The organism is Paenilisteria portnoyi (genome assembly GCF_014322795.1).
GTDB lineage: Bacteria > Bacillota > Bacilli > Lactobacillales > Listeriaceae > Listeria_A > Listeria_A portnoyi.
The window spans coordinates 52,907-70,164 of sequence record NZ_JAASTT010000006.1; the positions used below are offsets into that span (position 1 = coordinate 52,907).

14 protein-coding genes and 1 pseudogene are annotated in these 17,258 nt (G+C 43.4%); 4 read left to right on the forward strand and 11 right to left on the reverse strand.

Annotated features, from left to right (window positions below; translation table 11 throughout):
* Positions 1-189: 189 nt before the first annotated feature.
* On the forward strand, positions 190-2,784 hold the full coding sequence (locus tag HCJ66_RS05805; RefSeq protein ID WP_187132279.1) for an immunoglobulin-like domain-containing protein: 2,595 nt from the start codon (positions 190-192) through the stop codon (positions 2,782-2,784).
* Positions 2,785-2,843: 59 nt separating this feature from the next.
* Here the strand turns inward: HCJ66_RS05805 and lipA are convergent, their stop codons facing one another.
* Both lipA and HCJ66_RS05815 read right to left on the reverse strand, forming a co-directional pair.
* Positions 2,844-3,746 carry a lipoyl synthase gene (lipA, locus tag HCJ66_RS05810; protein WP_187132280.1) on the reverse strand — a complete coding sequence of 301 codons (903 nt, stop codon included), beginning with the start codon at positions 3,744-3,746 and terminating at the stop codon, positions 2,844-2,846.
* A 16-nt stretch (positions 3,747-3,762) separates the two neighbouring features.
* The gene (locus HCJ66_RS05815; protein WP_187132281.1) at positions 3,763-4,581 is read right to left on the reverse strand and encodes a lipoate--protein ligase family protein; all 819 of its coding nucleotides are present in this window, start codon (positions 4,579-4,581) and stop codon (positions 3,763-3,765) included.
* 119 nt (positions 4,582-4,700) lie between these two features.
* Here HCJ66_RS05815 and HCJ66_RS05820 point away from each other — a divergent pair, with 119 nt between their 5' ends.
* Entirely contained in the window at positions 4,701-5,006 is a 306-nt protein-coding gene (locus tag HCJ66_RS05820; RefSeq protein ID WP_187132282.1) for a helix-turn-helix domain-containing protein, read from the forward strand.
* On the forward strand, positions 4,951-5,550 hold the full coding sequence (locus tag HCJ66_RS05825; protein ID WP_187132283.1) for a tetratricopeptide repeat protein: 600 nt from the start codon (positions 4,951-4,953) through the stop codon (positions 5,548-5,550). Before HCJ66_RS05820 ends, HCJ66_RS05825 begins: the two co-directional genes overlap by 56 nt.
* Positions 5,551-5,577: 27 nt before the next feature.
* Here HCJ66_RS05825 and HCJ66_RS05830 read toward each other — a convergent pair whose 3' ends face one another.
* From HCJ66_RS05830 to HCJ66_RS05860, 7 genes are all read right to left on the reverse strand, one after another.
* The gene (locus tag HCJ66_RS05830) at positions 5,578-6,219 is read right to left on the reverse strand and encodes an endonuclease III domain-containing protein (RefSeq protein ID WP_187132284.1); all 642 of its coding nucleotides are present in this window, start codon (positions 6,217-6,219) and stop codon (positions 5,578-5,580) included.
* 62 nt (positions 6,220-6,281) lie between these two features.
* The gene (locus HCJ66_RS05835; RefSeq protein ID WP_187132351.1) at positions 6,282-8,009 is read right to left on the reverse strand and encodes a phospho-sugar mutase; all 1,728 of its coding nucleotides are present in this window, start codon (positions 8,007-8,009) and stop codon (positions 6,282-6,284) included.
* A 14-nt stretch (positions 8,010-8,023) separates the two neighbouring features.
* Complete coding sequence (locus HCJ66_RS05840; protein WP_187132285.1) at positions 8,024-9,016, reverse strand: LacI family DNA-binding transcriptional regulator; 993 nt, start codon at positions 9,014-9,016, stop codon at positions 8,024-8,026.
* 121 nt (positions 9,017-9,137) lie between these two features.
* Positions 9,138-10,190, reverse strand: a complete 1,053-nt coding sequence (locus HCJ66_RS05845) for an aldose epimerase family protein (RefSeq protein ID WP_246438581.1) — start codon at positions 10,188-10,190, stop codon at positions 9,138-9,140.
* Positions 10,191-11,690, reverse strand: a complete 1,500-nt coding sequence (gene galT / locus HCJ66_RS05850) for a UDP-glucose--hexose-1-phosphate uridylyltransferase (protein ID WP_187132286.1) — start codon at positions 11,688-11,690, stop codon at positions 10,191-10,193.
* Between the two features lie 21 nt (positions 11,691-11,711).
* Positions 11,712-12,701: a UDP-glucose 4-epimerase GalE gene (gene galE, locus HCJ66_RS05855; RefSeq protein ID WP_187132287.1), complete on the reverse strand. Its 990-nt coding sequence runs from the start codon at positions 12,699-12,701 to the stop codon at positions 11,712-11,714.
* A 3-nt stretch (positions 12,702-12,704) separates the two neighbouring features.
* Positions 12,705-13,877, reverse strand: a complete 1,173-nt coding sequence (locus HCJ66_RS05860) for a galactokinase (protein WP_187132288.1) — start codon at positions 13,875-13,877, stop codon at positions 12,705-12,707.
* 182 nt (positions 13,878-14,059) lie between these two features.
* Between HCJ66_RS05860 and HCJ66_RS05865 the strand changes: the two are divergent.
* Positions 14,060-14,601 (forward strand): annotated as a pseudogene (locus HCJ66_RS05865) (bifunctional transcriptional activator/DNA repair enzyme AdaA); the annotation flags it as partial.
* Between the two features lie 89 nt (positions 14,602-14,690).
* On the opposite strand, the gene trxB reads toward HCJ66_RS05865, so the two are convergent.
* Positions 14,691-15,647: a thioredoxin-disulfide reductase gene (trxB, locus tag HCJ66_RS05870; protein WP_181677389.1), complete on the reverse strand. Its 957-nt coding sequence runs from the start codon at positions 15,645-15,647 to the stop codon at positions 14,691-14,693.
* A gap of 67 nt (positions 15,648-15,714) precedes the next feature.
* A complete protein-coding gene (locus HCJ66_RS05875; RefSeq protein WP_187132289.1) occupies positions 15,715-17,190 on the reverse strand; it encodes a tetratricopeptide repeat protein in 1,476 nt (491 codons plus the stop codon).
* Positions 17,191-17,258: the final 68 nt, after the last annotated feature.

A 17,258-nucleotide genomic window follows, 5' to 3' on the forward strand; every position in this document is an offset into this window, starting at 1 on the left:
CGACCATGATATTATATAGAAGTGGTAAGGGCACAGCACATTAAACAGACGGGAATCACCACAGGACGCAATAAGCAGAATAGATTGAAGGAGGAAATAAGCAATAAGCTCGTAACTATCTTTCACTTACATGCCAGTCACAAAAAGATTAAAAATTCAAAATAAATTTTATGGAGGAATTAATAAACAATGAATAAGAATATCAAAAAAGTCGCAACAGTAATCCTAGCAACAAACGTATTAGCAAGCACAGTGTTAACAACTTTACCAATCGGAACTCATGCAGCAGAAGCACCAGTGAGTGTCGCAAGCCCAATCGTAAACCCCATTGATGCAACCTCTACTCAAATTACAGGTAAGGCAGACCCTAACGCAACATCTATCAAGGTAGAGTTGCATAATTTAAATCAATCCGTATACGCAACTTATGAATATACAAACATCAATGCCGATGGTACATTCAGTATCTCAACTCATAATTTAAACTTAGTAGCAGGTAAATCTGTTTTCATTAGTCAAATCGTAAATGGTGTTGAGAGTCCTGTTACAAAAACCGCAGTTAGGTATCCAAAACTACAGATTAATGAGACCACAGTAACTACCTCTACTAAGAGTATTACAGTAAATAACCCTTCTCTTTATATTGTAGAAACATTAAGAATTTTTGATGCTGATGGAAAACTAATATTTGGTATAAATCAGATACCAATGACTGAGGAAGCATTAACATTCAATCTAGATTTATCAAGTTATGCACCTGGCAGTTATATTGAGTTTGCGCAAGGCTATGTTGGAACGCGTCCTGAATATGAGAGTCTAAGTATTCCCACGAAAATAATGATTTATGATGGTTCTCTAGACAAGTCTAAATCTCTAGTAGACGCTTTATTCGTCGATAACGATACAACAAAAGAAATCAAACCAGCTACAACCCAAGCAGATATTGATGCGGCCCAAGAAGCACTTAATTTAGTTGTTAGCACAATCGACAAAACAGCAATGCAAACAGCGATCGATAAAGCAAATCAAGGCCTTGCAAACCTAGAATTAAAACAAGCCGCACAAACATCAGTCAACTCTCTATTCATCGATGGCGATACTTCAAGAGGAATCAAATCTGACCTCACACAAGCCAATATCGACGCAGCAAAAGTAAAAGTAGCTGCACTGGTGAATGGTGCAGACAAAGATGCCCTCCAAGCAAATATTGCACTCGCACAAAAATCACTTACAGAACAAATACCAAAAGTAGCTGCTGAATCTATTAAAGAGTTTTCTGTTTCTAGCGATGGCAAAGTTACTTTGAATTTAGATAAACAACAATCATCGAATTTCAGATATTTATTAATAGATGATTATGAACCAACTAATTTTGCGCGACTTATTGCTGATGTCAGAAATAATAAAGATTCTCTTGATCGCTACACATCGATAGTTGATGAAGATGGCCTTATAAAAATAAGCACTCCTGCAATGATTGCTCCATCACATCGTGTCTCGGTTCAAGTTTTTAGTAATGATAACAAAGTATTTCAAAAAGAGATTATCTTCAAAACAGATGCACAACTAGTTACTGAAGCGCAAACCGCAGTAAGTAATCTATTCGTTGATGGCGATACTTCAAAAGGAATCAAATCTGACCTGACACAAGCCAACATCGACGCAGCACAAGTAAAAGTAGATGCCATTACAAAGGCTACTGACCAGACAGCAATCCAAGCAGAATTAGACAAAGCTATCACAGCATTTAACTATATCGCACCAACAACAATCGATACGCTATCAAGCAATTCTACAAAAGTTACCGGTAAAGGTGAAGCAAACGCAACAGTAATCATCAAAAATGGCACAACAACAATTGGTACTGGTACAGTCAAAGCAGACGGTACTTTTGAAGTAGCTATCGCAAAACAAGCAGCAAATGCAACAATTACCGCTACAGTTACAAAAGCATCCAACAACAAAACAGCAACAGCCTCAACAAAAGTAACACAAGCTTTCGATTACTCTCTAACAACAAACCCATTCAAAATGGGCGACACAAAAGTAACTGGAACAGTCGGCAAAAACGTTTCTAAAGTTCGCCTATGGGTTAACGGTGTTGTAGCAGTTCAAGGCGTAATCAATGCTGACGGCACATACGAATTCCCAACAGCAGCAAACTTCATTAAATTAGTTGGCGACAAAGTTGAAGTTGTAGCAGTAGACTCGAAGTTTGTAGAAGTAAACCGTCAAGACGTAGCCGTTTCAGGAACATCTACTTTTGACAATGCATTGACAGTCGATAAATTAAACCTAGGTGACAAAAACATTACTGGTAAAGCTGGTAAAGATGTTTCTAAAGTCCGCCTATGGGTTAATGATAAAGTCGTAACACAAGCAACGATGAATGCTGATGGCTCATATACGTTCCCTAATGCAGATAAATTCATTACAAGCCCTCTTGATAAAGTAGAAGTTGTCGCAGTAGACAGCCAATATAAAGAAATCAACCGCAAAACAGTGAGCGTTCCTGGTTCTGATTCTTATGGCAACACTTTTACAGCTGACACTTACTTTATCGGTCAAAACACACTTAGCGGTTCATACGGTGAAGGCACTTCAAAAGTTCGCCTATGGGTTAACGGTGTTGTAGTGAAACAAGCAGATTTAGATATTGCAAACGGCACATACACGCTAAAAGGTATCTTCGGACTAATTAAAAACAAAACAGACAAAGCCGAAGTCGTATTCGTAGATGCACAATACAAAGAAATCAAACGCATTGATGTTACAGTAAAATAAACACTAACACATTAAAACCATCGCTCTGCATCAATCGGAGCGATGGTTTTTCCTACATATTATAATCCTGCTTCCTCCCGTCGCCTTTTTGCAGCCGCGTTCACCTGCTCATCCGCATGATAACTTGAGCGTACCATCGGACCAGACTCACAATGAATAAAGCCTTTTTTCCGAGCTATCCGTTTCAATTCCCTGAACTCACGTGGGTCATAGTAACGCTCCACCGGATAATGTTTTTTAGAGGGTTGCAAATACTGTCCAATCGTCAAAATTTCAACACCATGCGCCAATAAATCATCCATCGTTTCCAAAATTTCCTCGCGCGTCTCGCCAAGCCCAACCATAATACTTGATTTCGTCGGCAATTCTGGCTCCATATCCCGAACCCGTTGCAACAGCTCAAGCGAACGATCATATGTCGCACGATGCCGAACTTGCGGCGTCAACCGTCTCACCGTCTCAATATTATGATTAAAAATATCTGGTTTCGCATCCAACAACGTTTTCAAACTTTCATAATCACCCTTCATATCCGATGGCAGAACTTCAACCGTCGTGTGCGGCATCCGATACCGAATCGCGTTCACCGTATTCGCAAAAACCTCCGAACCACCATCCGCCAAATCATCCCTCGCAACCGCTGTAATCACAACGTGTCGAAGTCCCATCGCGGCAACCGAATCCGCCACACGCTTAGGCTCGCCCAAATCCAAATTCGTCGGAGCCCCCGTCGTCACCGCGCAAAATCGACAAGCTCGCGTACAAATATCACCAAGTATCATGAATGTCGCTGTTTTGCGCTCACCAAAACACTCCTGAATATTCGGGCACTTCGCCTCCTCACAAACCGTGTGCAAATGATTCTCACGCAGATTACTCTTCACCGCTTTAAAACTCTCACTATTGCTAATCTTAATTTTCAACCAATCCGGTTTCCGCACATGCTCCTTCTTCTTTTCCAATCACAAAATCCCCTTTCTACCGCGAAAATAAATAGCTTTCCCGTCTGAATTTCTGCTCAGCAAGCGTGTGAATCTCATCCCACTGCGCATCCGTCAATGTTAACGTCTCAAAACTCACTTCAAAAACTTCCGCAAACCCTCGCTGGAACGCCTCTTTCATCTCCTCTATCGGAATCTCTCTACCAATCAAATCAAAAATTCCCGCCGCTTTCCCGCCGAAAGCCCGCAGCATCCGTTCCTTTACTCGGTCATTCTCAAAAACAAACAGATCAAATAATTCAACAGCATTCATATGTAGCGGTATCGAACCATGCTGCAACAAAATCCCGTCGTGCCTCGCCTGCGCACTACCAATCACTTTTCTTCCATTTAGCGTGATTTCATACCAAGATGGCTCCTCAAAACAGATTGCCGTGCCATTCCCAGTCTGCTTCTCCTCAGGAATCGCGAAACTCGCCTCGATTTGAAGCTTTTCCAAGCCTCGCAATAGCGCCTCAGATATCAGTTTATGTGCCGTTTTTATTGTCTGCGGTATTTTTTCGTGACCTTCTGCAATAACAAAACTGTACGTCAGCTCGTCATCATGCAAAACCGCCTGCCCTCCTGTTGGACGACGCACTAACCGAAAATCGTGTTCCGCCACTGCAGCACGATCGATTTTCCCTACCGTTCGTTGGAAATAACCTACCGAAAGTCCCGCTGGTGCCCAACCATAGAATCGCAAAACTGGTGGAATTAACCCAGCTCGGTGCCAATCTGTCAGCTTTTCATCCACCGCCATGTTCACCGCTGGATCAAGTTTTGACTGATCGAGCAACATCCATTTTTCTGTCATCGCCAAGCCTCCTCTAAAACGCATACTACTTGAATTTTAACGTGTAACCTTTATACTAAGAAAGAATGCGCTATCTTTCAAATGACTATTCGCATAAATTCGATCATGGGGTGAATACAATGGAACTCGGCAAAACGATTAAGCAATTACGAACAAACTTAGAGCTGACTCAAAAACAACTCGCAGACGGTATCTGTTCTCAAAGCCTTCTCAGCCGTGTAGAACAAGGTTTAGAAATACCAAGTGTCCTCATCATCCATAACATCTGCCAAAAACTAGGCGTAACTGTAGACTCTCTTCTATTCTCCTCCGAGCTTGATTCTCCGTTTATCCAATTAAAAAAAGAGCTACAAGAGCTCTTTTTCAGTCATGATTTTGAAACATTGTATGCCAGTTTACATAAAAAAAACACTCGCCTTGTTTGAAACCCATTCCCAAGCAGGCGACTATTATTTTTTCCTAGGTGTTTGCGAACTAATATATAAAGAAAATAGTAAAAACGCCATTTCCTGCTTGGAAAAAGCAATCACATTAAACGAGCGTCGTTTCAGCACGATTACGAGTCATGAAGCGCTAATTAGTAGCTACTTAACGCTTGCCTATGTTGACGATAACCATGAAATTCACGCATTGAAACATCTAAATAAGTGTCTACATTTTCTACATAAACAAACGGAACCTAGCCCATTCATGCCAACTATTTACTTAAACGTGGCCCGCACATACGCCAAGCAAAACGAAAACCTTACTGCAATCGAATACATCCATCTCGGTATCGCCTGTTGCAAAAAACAAAATAGTACGTTCCAACTGAGCTATCTCTTTTTCGAACTTGGCGTCCTGTTCATCCAAACCAGCAGAAAACAACTAGGCATCCGCAAAATCAAATTCAGCTTAGAACTTTCATCCTATGTAGACGAACATTTCGTCACCGCCCAACTCACCCAACGCAAAAAAGGCTTACATTGAAATATGCGAATAATCATATTCTGCAAACTAACTCGAAATACCGATTTTGAGGCACTCATTCTCCAATGGACAACCTTCACATCTCGGCGTTTTCAAGCAATGAAATTTGCAGTGCATTACCAATAAAGCATGAAACTCTTGCAAAACCAGTAACTCATTCGGCAAATCCCGTTCCAACATCTCCCGAAATGCATCATATTTTTTAGGCACCACGTAACCCAACCGCCCAAAAACTCGCCTCGTGTAAGCGTCAATTACTAGTATCGGTTTGTCAAACGCATAGGCCAACATGCAATCCGCCGTCTCAGGCCCAATCCCATGAACAGCAAGTAATTCCATGCGTAATCGCGAAAACGGCAACGCTTTTACCTCCGTTATATCGAAATCATACTGCTCAAACCAGACCAGAAAAGCCTTTATTTTGATAGCCTTCTGATTGAAATAACCACTTGGTCTGATGCGCTGCGCCAGTTCCTCCACCGGCATATCTCGCATTAGCGCAGGTTCCAGTAGTCCATCTAAATTAGCAAACGCACTCTCCACGTTTTTCCAATTCGTATTCTGCACTAAAATAGCGCCCATCATCATTTCAAAATCCGTCTCCGCAGGCCACCAGTTTTGATACCCCATGCGATCTAGTAATTTCTGATAAACCACTCTGACCTCCATCTTTACCCCTCCTCCACAAAAAAGGCCCAGAGATGCAAACCTCCAAGCCAATTTCATTCTCCCTATTTCTCTACTATTGCTAACAAGCCTTTGCGCACCCGTTCTAATTTCTCCGTGGCACTAGCTTCCGTCTCACCTTTGATACTAAAGTAAAACTTGATTTTCGGCTCTGTTCCAGATGGACGTAGGCAGAACCACGAGCCACCTTCCAAGAAACATTTGATAACATTTGATTTTGACATATCGATAGTCTCTTTCTTGCCACTGTCCAGATAGTGACGCTCGCTCAGTTGGTAATCCTCAACCTTCACAATCGCTTCGCCGCCCATTTCTGCCGGCATTGATTCGCGGAACGACTTCATAATATTGCTAATTTGCTCCGATCCGTCCTTACCACTCATCGTCAAGGAAACTAAATCATCTTTAAAATAGCCAAACTGCTCGTAAATTTCCTCTAAATCTTCCGCTAATGTTTTCCCAGCTTGCTTGCTGTCAAGCGTCACTTCACAAATCGCAAGCAGTGCCTGAATCGCATCTTTATCACGCGTAAACGGCTTCACCATAAAACCATTACTTTCCTCATAACCAAACTCATACGTATGCGAGCCAGTCGTTTCGAAGTTATGAATCTGCTCCGCAATAAACTTGAATCCAGTCAAAACTTCAATCATCTCCACATCAAAATGCTTCGCGATTAAGGTTCCTAAGTCAGATGTAACAATCGATTTCAAGACTGCCGCATTTTTCGGAAGCTCGTTTTGTGCTTTTTTCTGCTTCAATAAATAATGCAAAATCAGCGCGCCAATTTGGTTTCCGCTAAGCACATCATATTTTCCAGATTTCGTACGAATCACAACGCCAAGACGATCGGCATCCGGGTCCGTTCCAACAAGTAAATCTGCATCATATTTCTCGCCATAGCCAATCGCAACTTCAAAAGCTTCCCGGTTTTCTGGATTCGGCGACTTCACCGTCGTAAAGTTTGGATCAGGCTTGAACTGTTCGGCAACTTGAATCACATTTGTGAATCCAACGCTTTCCAGTGCTTTCAAACCTAGCATGCCACCAGTCCCATGAAGTGGCGTGAAAACAATTTTCAAATCCTTGCCGTGTTTTTCAACCAACTCATTATTCACAATCACGGTTTTTACATCTTCTAAGTAAGGCGTGTCGACCTTCTCGCTAATCACATCAAGCATACCATCCGCAATCAGCGCATCTTTATCCGCGACTTTGACCGCAAAAATATCAGTAATTTCATCAATGTAACGCGTCACCGCATCCGCACCATGTGGCGGCATTTGTCCACCGTCTTCCCCATAAATCTTGTAACCGTTGTATTCCGCAGGGTTATGGCTCGCCGTAATGACAATCCCACTAAACGTATTCAAGAAACGCACCGCATACGACAATTCCGGCGTCGGACGTAGCGTCTCAAACACATAACTCTTAATCCCGTGATAACCAAGCACACGCGCCGATTCATACGCGAATTCCGTCGACATATGGCGACAATCATACGCAATCACAACGCCACGCTTCTTCGCTTCTTCGCCATTTTCCGCAACGTAACGCGCCAAACCCTCAGACGCCTTGCGAATCGTATAAATATTCATCCGGTTTGTACCAGCGCCTAACACGCCACGCATCCCAGCCGTACCAAATTCCATATTACGATAGAAACTATCCTCGAGTACTTTCTCATCTTTCTCCGCATGCAATCTCTCTTTCAAACTCGTTTCAAGGCCATCATTCGCCAACCATTTCTCGTACTCTTCTCTCCACTTCATCATTTCTGCCCCTTTCACAAACTACTTTCCCGAATGACTAAATCCGTAGATAGCGTTACTTTTTTCGTAATCGACCGGCCAGCCAGCAAGCGCTCTTGTAAAAGTTCTACGCCAGTCTCACCCATCAATTCTGTATATACTTTCACCGTGCTAAGCGGTGGGAAAACATATTTTGAAACACTCACATCATTCAGACCAATCACGCTCACACGTTCCGGCACAGCGACTCCCTGCTCTTGAAGCGCCCGTAAACACCCAATCGCAATCGAATCATTCGCCGCAAAAAACGCCGTTGGTAAATCCTCACCGAGTTCCGCAATCGCCCTCATCATTAACTCATATCCCGTTTTGACGGAAAACTTACCCGAAAAACAGTATTTCTTTTCATAGAGCCCTTTTCGCTTCATGTAATCCCGAAAAGCAAGCCATCGCGCATCAATAATATTCGCCGAGTCATCGCTAAACTGCTCTTCGCCAGCGATGAATCCAATATTCCGATGCCCCTTCTCAATAAAATGATCTAACACCGATATCGTCGCCTGCTGAAAATCGACAATCACCGAATCGTATTTCTGCACCGACTGGTCAAAATCCACGAAGCAAATGTTAAGATTCCAGTCCGTCAGCGCCCGTATTTGTGCCTGACTGAACTTCCCAATCGCGATAATCCCCTCCACATTGCCAAGCGTTTGCTCTGGAATATCTTGAAAAACTCGCAACACTTGATAACCTTCCTCTTCCGCTTTACGCTCCGCACCGACACGAATTGACAAGTAATACAAATCATTCAATTCTTCTTTTTCTGAATACCAGTGCACGATTGCGATTTTTGCATTCTTCTTTTGCTGCTTCCGTTTATGTTTTGTATAAGAAAGCTTTTCTGCCGCCTCAAAAATACGTTTCTTCGTATCATCTCCAACAGAAAGCGTCTCGTCATAATTCAGCACCCGCGAAACCGTAGCAATGGAAACGCCAGCCTGCTCTGCAATATCTTTAATTGTTGCCATTATCTAACACGCCCTCCTGTCCGCATTCCATGAAGCTTCACCTCCATTTTATCAGGTAAGCCTCACCACGTCTATTTTTTACAATAAAAGGGTTAGGAACATCACATTCCTAACCCGATGCTTATAGTGTCTTAAATGTAAAAATTGTCTCAGATTCAAAAAGTTCATCTTTATCGATAACCGCCGAACCGAATCCTTCATGGTTCATCGAGTCTGGCAGTCCTTGCGTTTCCATCGTCACACCCGCATATTTGGGAACCGTAACACCATCTATTGCAAAATTCCCTGTCAACTGATTTCCCGAATAAACAACGACAGAATCACAATCAGTACGCATTTCCACAACACGCCCACTCTCTGGATCAACTAAACGCGCATCCGGCAAAATATCATCGTGTTCCAACACAAACGCGTGATCATATCCATTTTTAATAATCACATTTTGCGGATGATCACTCTTCGCACCATCTCGAATCACGCGCGGCGTCCGGAAATCAAACACTGTCCCCGTCACATCCACTAATTCCCCAGTCGGAATCGAGTCCTCGCGCAGAGCTACAAAACGATTACTCCTCATCTGCAATTCCTGCTCCAAAACGGTCTTCGCCACATTTCCCGTCAAGTTAAAATAAATATGATTCGTTGGATTAAACACCGTCTTCGCGTCCGATTTCGCCTCATATTTAATTTTCCACTCATTCGCATTATTCAACGTATACGTCACGCGAACATCCAAGTTCCCAGGAAAACCATTATGCCCGTCCGGACTCGTAACCGAGAAAACAACCCCAATCTCGTCCGCCGTTTCCAAACGTTCCGCACGCCAAATCTGCTTACTAAAATTATCCGGGCCACCGTGCAATATATTCTCGCCCTCATTTTTCGCCAGTTGATACGCCTTCCCGTCCAACTCAAAACGCGCGTCACCAATCCGCCCAGCAACCCGTCCAACAAGCGCACCAAAATAAGGAGAATGTGCCAAATACTCGTCCAGCGTCGCAAAGCCAAGCGAAACATTCGTAAAATCACCTTTCGCGTCAGGCGCCCACGTCTCCGTCACAATCCCACCATAATCCAGCGCCCGAACTCGCACACCGTTATCATTCTCCAAACAATACTCCGTCACATCTTGCCCATTCAACGCACCAAATTTACGCTCACTAATCCTCATCATCTATTCCCCCGTCTCCATCACCGATTTCATAAACCTACCAAACGCGCGGTTTCCATTCTCCGTATCCTTAAAAACACCAGCATCCGTCAACACTTGCAGAAACACCTTCCCAACCTCCTGCTGTAAAAAGTAATCCACCGTCTCCGCTTCAAAGCCACCATCACGCCCCAATTCGTCCGCCCATTCCCTATGATAATCCGCCATCTCATTCGGCTGATCCAACAAGTAATGCGCAACCTCCTCAAGCTCCGGCTTCAAACGCGGCGGCAATACCGCAAGCCCCATCACCTCAATCAGGCCAATATTCTCCTTCTTAATATGATGTAACGTTTGGTGTGGATGAAAAAGCCCGTCAGGATGCTCCGCTGTCCGCCGATTATTCCGCAACACCAGCGACAACTCAAACAACGATTCCCCGTCCACCACACAACGATTCGCAATCGGCGTAATCGTATTATGCCTTTCCTTACCACTATACGCCAAAATTCCAACCGATGCATCCGAATAACCCTTCCATTTTTGCAAAATCGCATCCGCCGCATCCACAATCGCCGTCGCACTCGCCGAACGCAATCGAATCACCGACATCGGCCATTTCACAATTTCCACCGTCACATCCGGAAAAGCCTCCCACAAATAATTCGGAAAAGCCTTATGTACAGGCGCTTTCACCATCGCAAACTGGTGCCCGCCACCCTGATAATGATCATGCGATAAAATCGACCCACCAACAATCGGCAAATCCGCATTCGATCCTACAAAATAATCCGGAAACTGCCTCGTAATCTCGACTAACCGAGCAAATGTCTCCCGCTCAATCACCATTGGCCGATGCTCCGCCGAAAGGAAAATACAGTGCTCATCATAATACGCATACGGCGAATATTGCAATCCCCACACCTCATCACCAACCTGCATCCGTATAATCCGATGATTCGTCCGCGCTGGAAAATCCACCCGTCCCGCATAGCCTTCATTTTCCACACAAAGCGGGCACAACGGATAAGCAACCGTTTTCACAGTTTTCTCCAATGCAATCTGCTTCGGATCCTTCTCTGGCTTCGACAAATTAATCGTCATTTCCAGCTCTCCATACATCGTTTCCACCAAATATTCAATGTTCTTCGCAATACTCCGCGTCTTAATATAATCGCTCGCCTTACTAACTTCATAAAAATAATCCGTTGCTTCCCGAGGAGACCGTTCATATAATTCCCAAAATTCTGCATTCAATTCCGACGGTCTAGGAACAAATAAATCCATCACCTTACTCTGCCAAATTTCCCGCTCCGTAAGCGCCTCACCAATGACACCAGATTCTACGGCTAATTCCGTCAACTGATCGAGTATTGCCAAGCGATCTGCGGCAGCATCCACTGCCACCGCACGCTTTTCCGACCAGCCTAGCAAATCGAGCAACCGGTTCGTCACATAAACCCGATCCAATTCCGCCAATTCGCCCCTTTTTACCGCTATATCAATAAACTGATCTACTATCATTATTTTTGCACCCCATTGTTTTTAGTTAGCATAACCATCCGGATTCTTAGAGTGCCAATTCCAAGCATCCTCAATAATTTTATTAACATCCGTAAACTGAGGATTCCACTTCAAAACGGCCTGCGCCTTATCACTCGAAGCAATCAGCGTACTAGGATCACCTGCACGTCTTGGCACGATTTTCGCCGGAATCTCTTTTCCAGTCACTTTTCGAGCAGCCTCTAGCATTTCCTTCACCGAAAAACCTTGACTACTACCCAGATTGAAAATATTACTTTCGCCGCCATCCTTCAAATATTCCAATGCCAAAATATGCGCATCAATCAAATCTACCACATGCACGTAATCACGAATACACGTCCCATCCTCTGTCGGATAATCGTCACCAAAAATCGAGAGTTCCGAACGTTGACCAAGCGCTGTTTGTAAAATAATCGGAACCAAATGCGACTCTGGATTATGATCCTCACCAATCGTTCCATCAAACTTCGCACCCGCAACATTGAAATAACGCAACGCTACAAAACGCGTATCGTAAGCCTTATCACACCACTTCAGAATTTTTTCCATCATCAATTTCGTTTCGCCATATGGACTTTCTGGATTCGTTGGTGCATCTTCCGTAATCGGGATCACTTTCGGTTCGCCATATGTCGCGGCCGATGAAGAAAAGACAATATTTTTCACGCCAAACTCTTCCATCACCTCAAGCATAACCTGCGTCCCATACACGTTATTATTAAAGTATTCCAGTGGTATCTCCACCGATTCCCCAACCAAAGAATTCGCCGCAAAATGAATTACGCCCTCAATCGTTTCCTTTTTGAAGACATCTTGCATGAAAGCTTTATCCCGAATATCACCTTCATAAAATACAGCATCCTTGTGTAAAGACTCCGCGTGACCCGTTTGTAAATTATCGACGACAACAACCTTATAACCCTTGTCTACCAATTGATCCACCGCGTGCGAACCGACATAACCTGCGCCACCTAATACTAAAATACTCATTTCCTATTCCTCCTTGATGGCTTTTGCTCCATCACTAATATTTGCAATATAAAACGCTGCTGGATAGCCAATTTTTTGCTCGTAGGCCGTTCCAACTTCCTGAATAAACGCATCCACTCGAGCCGTTTCCACGATGGCAATCGCACATCCGCCAAAACCAGCTCCGGTCATCCGCGCTCCTAAAACGCCTGTTTTCTTCCAAGCCGTTTCTGCTAGCATATCTAATTCTACACCAGTAACATGATAATCGTCACGTAAAGACATGTGAGATTGATTAATTAATTCACCGAACGTCACCAAATCTTCATCTTTAAGCGCTTTTGTTGCTGAAATTGTTCGCTGGTTTTCACTCACAGCATGACGCGCCCGCTTCATCAACGTCTCACTTGAAATCAAATGTTGATACTTTTCAAACGTTTCCATATCCAACTCACCCAGCGACTTTATCGATAGTTCGGCTTGCAACTCCGCGAATGCCTGCTCACATTGACTACGCCGCTCATTATACTTCGAATCCGCCAACTCACGCCGTTTATTTGTGTTCATAATCACAATCGTATAGCCATCAAGCTTCACCGGCACCATTTCATACTCAAGCGTGTTACAATCCAGCAAAATCGCCATATCCTTCTGTCCCATACCGATCGCAAACTGATCCATGATTCCCGAGTTCACACCGATAAACTCATTTTCCACCCGTTTCCCCGTCAAAACCAACTCCAAATTCGCCAGTTCCAATCCAAACAAATTCTCTAAAACAACACCAGTCAGCAACTCAATCGAAGCCGAAGAAGAAAGTCCCGCCCCATTTGGAATATTACCCCAATACAGAATATCCATTCCCTGATCAATCGCATGCCCCGCCTCTTTCAAGTACTTCATCATGCCCTTCGGATAGTTCGTCCAATTATCCGCCTTCCGATAATCCAAATCCGTCACATCAAACGAAATTATCCCCAAATCCTCAAAGTTAAGCGATATCAATCGAACCAACGTATCCTCCCGCTTCGCCGCCGCCGCATAAGTTCCCAACGTAATCGAACACGGAAAAACATGCCCACCATTATAATCCGTATGTTCCCCTATTAAATTAATACGACCCGGTGCAAAAAACAACGCACCATCCGTCCGATCAAAAATCCGCGCAAAATCCGCTTTCAGTTTTGAATAATCCATTTTCCCAATACCTCCACCTTCAAAATAAATCTCTTGGCTTCATTATAATTTATTTAGTAAACTTTATCAACTAATTTTACTAAATATTTTTAGTAGCGTCTGACATTGGTGTTAATTTTCTTGGTATCGCTCAACCAATTTAGAGATGTTAAAATGAATCTATATACCAACGAGGCGAAATTATGATTACGGAACAAGCAAAAATCGACCATTTTTACGACATGCTTGTAAAAAAAGAGTCCAATTACGAAGGTATCTTCTACGTTGGCGTGAAAACAACCGGGATATTATGTCGCCCAACCTGCCCCGCCAAAAAGCCTAACAAAGAAAATTGCGAGTTTTTCGAAACAGCCCAAGAAGCCCTTTTAGCCTCTTACCGGCCATGCAAAAGATGCCGACCACTGAGTAGTACTAGTAAACTTTCTAATGAAGTCAAACTCCTCGTCCAAGCAATCGAAGCAAATCCCGAGCGTAAGTGGAGCGATAAAGACTTTGACAAGTTAGCTATCAGCGCAACACAGCCAGACGCCAATTCAAAAAACAATTCGGCATGACGTTCATTGAATACGCCAGAGCTAGACGACTCGGTTTTGCTTTCAATCATATTCGAAACGGCACACCAATTATCGAAGCACAGCAAGAAAGTGGTTATGATTCAGGAAACGGTTTCCGCGATGCGTTTACAAGAACCATGGGTACCATTCCTAAAAAAGCGAAATCGCTAAAATACGATAGTTATCAAAAATAGCACGCAAAAAAACAGCCAACTCAATCTAAAATCTAGATTTCATCAGCTGTTCTATATTTTTGACCTTATAATTGTGTTTTTTCTACTAAAGCTTCTTTTAATTCTTCCACAAATTTTTGTGCATTTTGTCCAGCTAAACCACCATCACCAGTCGCTGTAACTACTTGGCGCAGCGATTTCACACGAACATCACCTGCTGCAAAAATTCCCGGAATCGATGTTTCCATTTCTTCATCTGTGATAACATAACCTTCATCATCCAGAATTCCAAGTCCTTTAAAAGCACTCGAAAGCGGTACAAGACCGACATAGATAAACGCACCATCCGCACTTAATTCAGAGGTAGAACCATCCACCGTTGAAACAAGACGGGCACCCGTTACTTTCATGTCATCGCCCACAATTTCCTCCACTGTGCTGTTCCAAACAAATTCGATCTTCTCGTTTTTGAAAGCACGATCTTGCAAGATTTGTTGCGCACGCAACTTATCGCGACGATGCACAATCGTTACCTTGCTTGCGTAACGCGTCAAATAGGCGCCTTCTTCTACAGCCGAATCTCCACCACCGACAACAATTAGCTCCCGATTTTTGAAAAATGCACCGTCACACACCGCACAATAAGAAACGCCGCGACCACTGTATTTATCTTCGCCGTCCGCGCCTAGTTTACGATGTTCCGCACCTGTTGCAATAATAATCGAACGTGCTTTGAACGTCTTGGAACCCGCGACAACCGTCTTGTATTCCTCGCCATTCTCCACAGATTTAATATCACCATACGCATATTCCGCACCAAATTGTTTCGCGCCAGAAAACATTTTTTCCGACAAATCTGGACCCAGAATACTGTCAAAACCAGGATAATTTTCAATATCCGCCGTGTTTACCATTTGACCACCTGGAACACCGCGTTCGATCATTAAAGTATCTAAATCAGCACGGGAAGTATAAAGCGCCGCAGTCATTCCCGCAGGCCCAGCACCGATAATAATAACGTCATAAATTCTCTCTTCACTCACTGTTATTCCTCCAATCTAACTCTAGAACTATCGTAAACCCTCACGCGTTTTCCGTCCATTTATCTGCTCAAAACCCTTTGATTTCAAGCGTATATTTACGAAGTGTCGCAACTGAAATATCAAATAAATCCGCAACCACTTTCTGCGTTCCAAATTTATAACGGTACAAAATCGCCGCAGCCACTCCATCTAAATTTTTGATTCGTAAATCATATTTCTGATCAATCGAACGCTTCATAAAATCAAGAACGAACAAATACATCGGAGCCGTCTCCACTGTCGCAGGAAAATCCAATTCTTCCAAACGACCTAATATTGCAACAGCAGCATTACAATTAGCAGCGTCTCGACTATCCGGCAAAAACTCGAACTCTGAGAAAATCAAATGCTCGAAGAAGTCCCATCCAGTCATATCGAAATAATCATTGAACATAATCAGCGCTGGTTGTTTACCCGAAACCGTCAGTAAATACACGCCAAATAAGTGCTCTGCCCGATTATTACTCGCCAACTTCTCCAAAACCGCACGCTCATCATTCGCCAATAAACCAGGATAATCCCACGGGAAATCGAGCTCTTCCCCATCAATCTGCTTAAAATGCTGCCAAAAATCCCGAGCCTCATCCAAACGCCCCAAAAAGAACGCCGTCTCCGCTTGATAGTAATAATACGCATACCGATCTAGAATTTCCAGCTGATCCACTTTTGCAAAGAGATGATCCGCATGTCCATAATCCCCCGACATCGCATAAATCCGCGCCAACTTCTCACGCTGCGACGACATAAACGGCTCCACTTTTACAAGCTCATTCAAAACCGCATCTGCCTGCTCCCACTCTGCTTGATAGTACGCATACAAATAAAGCTCGCACAACGCCATAAAATTTCCTGGGTCACGTGCCAACACTTCTTCCAATATCGAAAGTCCTTCTGCAAACCGTTCTTCTTTAAAACGAATACCCGCAAGCTCAATATACGCCTGCCAAAAAGTAGGTTTATCCTCGATTTCAGCAATAAGAAACTGGCTGACTTCATCCAATTTATCTTCCGAAACAAGCTCATCTACCTTCGTTTTGAACGCAAAAGATGCTTTCTCTATTTCCGACATATCACTCACACCAAAACTTGCAAGGGGCGCCTCTTCCATAATAAGCTGGATTAAATCTTTCGCTTCCTCGACATATTCCCCTTCAGAAACGAGCGCTAAATACTTATTCGCGTGCTGCAATGCCTGTTTGAAATCCTTCGTATACGCATAATTGTTCGCCATGAAATAATAACAATAATGAATATCATCCGCCTCATCCAAAACACGACGCAAAATCTGGTTCGACTTTTCAAACTGACCTAATTCCGTGTAACAAATCGCCAGTTGACACATAATTACAGGTTCGTCCGGCTCAAAAAAAGCTGCCCGCTCCAAATACCGCAATGCTTCTGGCATCTCCTGATTACGAAAAGCCTCAATACCTCGCTGAAAATAAAACTCACCATTCGGCCTAAACGGATAAATTTTGTTACTATCTTCTTTACTATTCTTCAAATTTTTAACCTCCGCGCATTTTCCAAGTAAGTTGAGTATACCATATATTACAGCAATAAAACGAAAAA